This is a genomic window from Pseudomonadota bacterium, assembly GCA_022361155.1.
In the GTDB taxonomy this organism is placed as follows: Bacteria; Myxococcota_A; Polyangia; order Polyangiales; family JAKSBK01; genus JAKSBK01.
This window is the reverse complement of sequence record JAKSBK010000266.1, coordinates 1-3,025: the sequence shown is the minus strand read 5'-3', so window position 1 is coordinate 3,025 and position 3,025 is coordinate 1. Positions and strand designations below refer to the sequence as shown.

The 3,025-nt window shown below is 67.3% G+C and carries 4 protein-coding genes; 1 reads left to right on the top strand and 3 read right to left on the bottom strand.

The genetic code is table 11. The features are described from left to right. Positions 1–483, bottom strand: a 483-nt coding sequence (locus MJD61_10085; GenBank protein MCG8555618.1) for a hypothetical protein, incomplete at its 3' end; no start/stop codon positions are given. A 94-nt stretch (positions 484–577) separates the two neighbouring features. Continuing rightward, a complete protein-coding gene (locus MJD61_10080; GenBank protein MCG8555617.1) occupies positions 578–1,759 on the bottom strand; it encodes a hypothetical protein in 1,182 nt (393 codons plus the stop codon). An 89-nt stretch (positions 1,760–1,848) separates the two neighbouring features. Between MJD61_10080 and MJD61_10075 the strand changes: the two genes are divergently transcribed. Continuing rightward, positions 1,849–2,364, top strand: coding sequence for a hypothetical protein (locus MJD61_10075; protein MCG8555616.1), 516 nt, complete (start codon positions 1,849–1,851; stop codon positions 2,362–2,364). A 15-nt stretch (positions 2,365–2,379) separates the two neighbouring features. Here the strand turns inward: MJD61_10075 and MJD61_10070 are convergent, their stop codons facing one another. Then, complete coding sequence (locus tag MJD61_10070; GenBank protein ID MCG8555615.1) at positions 2,380–2,784, bottom strand: hypothetical protein; 405 nt, start codon at positions 2,782–2,784, stop codon at positions 2,380–2,382. Positions 2,785–3,025 lie beyond the last annotated feature (241 nt).

Sequence of the window (3,025 nt, the reverse complement as noted above, 5' to 3'; positions counted from 1 at the left end):
GTAGCGCGCCACAAACAGGCCGAACTCGCCCGTGGAGATGAGCGCCGTCTCCATCGGCTCGCCGGGACCAAAGGTCGCCGTATCCCTGAAGTAGCCCGCGACCAACGAAGAGCCATCCGGCACGACCGAGACAGAAAGGGCGAAGTCTTCAGCGCTTCCGCCCGCGCGTTTGGCCCACACGAGCTCGCCCCCGACCGCAGCAGCGCCCCCGGCCGTTCCGGCGCTGCCAGCGTCCCCGCCGTCTCGACCCCCGGCGCCGCTCGCATCAACGCCGCCCCCTTCGCCAGCGACCGCGGCATCTGGTGTGCCCAGACCGCCCTGGACGGCGCCTGAGTCATCCTGGCCCGCGGATGCGCTGTCCGTACCGCCCGTCCCCGCGTCGCCCGCGTCGCTCCCGCCGCCTTCGGTCGTTGTGCGGCCGCACGCTTGAAGCCCGCAAAACACAATCAGAAGCAGTGTTCGGAGTCGATTCATCGAGCTCATGCAGCCATCGCTAGAGGACCGCACCCGGTAATGCTGTCGCGGGCGTGCAAGTGCACGCTTCTCTGATCGGCCGAAGCGCCAACGCTGAAAGGAGCTACATGCACGGCCGGTAACACCAGGGGCGACCCAGGATGTATTGGCACCTACCCCCGATCTGGAAGCACTCCGCGGTGTTACACTCTGGAGGCATGGACGCCGGCGGTATCGCGCAAGTGCGTGGGGCGCCGTCAAAGGGGATGCAGGCTGCCGGCGGCGGGCAGGGAGAAAAGACGGGCATGACCCCCGCGCCGCCCATGCCGCCCATCGGAGCGCCCATGCCGCCCATGCCACCGAATCCTGCACCGCCGATATGCCCTGCCCCGCCCTGCCCCGTCGCACCGGATTGGCCGCTGACACCCGCGCTGCCCGCAGCACCAGCCTGACCCGTCACTCCCGCTCGACCTGTGACGCCCGCGGTCCAGACCACGCCCGCTTGGCCACTGGCGCCGGATTGGCCCCCCGCCGAGCCTCCCGCTCCAGCAACGCTGCCGCAAACGCCCCGATGCTCGCAGCCGTCGAATGGGTCGCCGTTGCAGTCGAAGCGACCCCGCGGGCACCAGGTCACCGTACACTGGCCGCTGATGCAATGGGCGCGGCCCGAATCCACCACGGGGCTGCACAGCCGACCGCACCTGCCGCAGCTTTCGGACGACGTCAGCAGGTCGATGGCGCAGCTGCCCGCAGGGTAGCCGCAGTCGGCCCGGCCCGGCGGGCAGCCCGGGCCGCCGATGCCGTTACAGACACGGCTCGATTCGCAGCCGTTCAGCGAGCTACCATCGCAGTTGTAGCGCCCCTCGGGGCACCCGATCAGCGTGCACACGCCGCTAACACACACCTCCTGCGCATTGGGGTAATCGCAGCGCGCGTTGCAGGCGCCGCAGTGTTCGACCGTACGATGCACGTTGGTTTCGCAAGTGCCATTGCCGTCGCAGTCGCCACGGCCCGGCTCGCAGCCGGCGCCTGCGCCACCGCTACCCCCGGCGCCTGCGCTCCCACCGCCCACGGCCCCGGCGCTCCCACGTCTGGCGCTTCCAGCCCCAGCCAGAATGCCGCCTTCACCCGCGTTTCCGCCGTCCACGCCCCCAGCGCTCGCCCGGCCGGCACTGGCCAGGTCCACCCCAGTCCGTCCCCCACCGCAAGCGTACAGTGCGAGCAGTGCCGCCAAAGGCAGCACCTCTGCCCTCAACCTGGCTCGCTTCACTAGCGACACAGCCTGACGCAGCCTCCGTTGAGGCATCTGCCCATCATGCCGATGCAGTACGGACCAAAACAACGGGGAGGCAAATATTCGCCCGGCCGGGTGCAAAAGCGGATACCTGGGTAATCTTGATGCATGGTGCAGACGCCTCGACTCCCGCAGCCTTCATTCCCCGTACCAAAGTCCCCGGCCCAACCAAGAATACCCGCAAGACCCAAGATGCTCCCGGCCAGCCCCTGGCCACCCATACCCCCAAAACCAGACTGACCACCACCGCCGCCCTGACCACCTGCGACTCCAAGACCAGCCTGGCCGCCTACACCGGCCTGTCCCGCCGCGCCAGCAGTACCGCCCTGGCCACCAACAACCCCGGCACCTCCGGCCCCTGTACCGCCACCGAGGCTACCGGCAGCGGGCGTGCCCCCACCTCCCGCCAGGCCGCCAGCCTGCCCCGCCGCCCCCCCGCCGTTCCGCCCTGCCGCCGCGATGCCACCTGTTGCCCCGGGGCCACCACCACGGGCTCCCGGGTCAATGGTCTTGCCGCCGCAGCCGGCCAGGGCCATGGATGTCCAGACCGCCATCATCCATCTCGACGCATGCTCAAGGGTATCCAAACGCATCATATCGAGGGCACCTGCGGGTAAGGTCGGTACTGGGAGCTAGGGGTTGACAGGGTCGGTGCTCGGGTTGCCCGGTACGTACCCGTCGCTGGTCTGCACGATCGAATAGGACAGAGAGTATGTGTCGCAAATCTCGTTCCAGTTACCGGGGAGAATCGGAGGGATCTTTCCCAATCCGCTTGGCGATCGCACCGCCAAGTGAAGATACCACTGTTCGAACGCATTGCACTTGACATCGAGATTGACCGCATTGGACGTGCCACCACCTTTCGCTGTGAACGGCGTAAGGGAAGACCACATCGCTTTGCAGTTGTTGATGTTATTGGGGCCCGACCAGCACATCGCGAGCTGTTCCTCGTCTACGACACCGACCTCGGTCCTGAGCGACGCCCGCGCTCGCAGGTACTGCTGCTCTCCGGGAGCGCCCGGAACACACGTAGCCATGAGGGTGAACCGATCGAAGTCGGGGCAGCCCCATTGGGGCGCCGGGGCTGAGGCAAAACAATCCCGTCGCTGAGCTGCCGACACCGCTTCGCCACGTCCAGTTCCATTTCCCGGAACTCCACAGGCGTGCGTGCCTTAGACCAGGCACTGAGATGGGCCTCGACCAGCTCACCAAAAGCCGCTATTTGTTGCTGGATCTGCTCACGCAGGTTGTTCGACACGGAACTCTCCTCGGTCATGC